This window comes from Cyanobium sp. NIVA-CYA 375, from assembly GCF_056108345.1.
In genome coordinates this window covers 1-1025 of sequence record NZ_JBSYHW010000237.1, presented here as the reverse complement: position 1 = coordinate 1025, position 1025 = coordinate 1, and the positions used below count along the sequence as shown (strand labels likewise).

Here is a 1025-nt window from a genome sequence, read left to right as displayed (position 1 = left end):
GCAAGCCTGCAAAGGCGAGCCGAAAGTAGTTACAGGAGAAACTTGTGGCAGGCATGGTTCCGTTCAATTGGGAAGACCCGTTCGACCTCGAAACCCAGCTGACCGAAGACGAGCGGATGATCCGCGATGCCGCGCACGGGTTTGCCCAGAGCGAACTGCAGCCGCGGGTGCAGCAGGCTTTCAGGGACGAAGCCGACGCACCCGAGCTGTTTCCGCTGTTCGGGCAGGCCGGTCTGCTCGGCGCGACGATCCCGGTCGAATATGGCGGCGCCGGTGCAAGCTATGTCGCCTACGGCCTGATCGCGCGCGAGATCGAGCGGGTCGATTCCGGCTACCGCTCGATGGCCTCGGTCCAGTCCAGTCTCGTGATGTACCCGATCTTCGCTTACGGGTCGGAGGAACAGCGCCGCAAGTACCTGCCCGGGCTTGCCAGCGGCCAGCTGATCGGCTGCTTCGGCCTGACCGAGCCCGACGCCGGGTCTGACCCGGCGGGGATGAAGACCGTCGCCCGCAAGGACGGCGATGGTTACATTCTCAACGGCACCAAGACGTGGATTTCCAATGCCCCGTTCGCCGACGTGTTCGTGGTCTGGGCCAAGAGCGAGGCCCATGGCGGCGGTATTCGCGGGTTCGTGCTGGAAAAGGGCATGGCGGGCCTTTCGGCGCCCAAGATCAAGGGCAAGGTATCCCTGCGCGCCTCGACCACCGGGATGATCGTGATGGAAGACGTCAAGGTCGGGGCCGACGCCCTGCTGCCCGAAGTGCAGGGGCTGAAGGGCCCGTTCGGGTGCCTCAACCGCGCGCGCTACGGGATCAGCTGGGGCGCGCTGGGCGCCGCAGAGTTCTGCATGGCCGCCGCGCGCCAGTATGGCCTCGACCGCAAACAGTTCGGCCGCCCGCTCGCCGCGACCCAGCTCTTCCAGAAAAAGCTGGCCGACATGCTGACCGACATCGCGCTGGGCCTGCAAGGCAGCCTGAGGGTCGGTCGCCTGATGGATGAAGGCCGGTTCGCGCCGGACATGATC

The 1025-nt window shown here is 65.9% G+C and carries 1 protein-coding gene; it reads left to right on the top strand.

Features of this window, described 5'->3' with window-relative positions; all coding sequences use genetic code 11:
- Nucleotides 1-53: 53 nt before the first annotated feature.
- A partial coding sequence (locus tag AC01FP_RS17785) for an acyl-CoA dehydrogenase family protein (RefSeq protein ID WP_474482085.1) occupies nucleotides 54-1025 on the top strand: 972 nt, incomplete at its 3' end.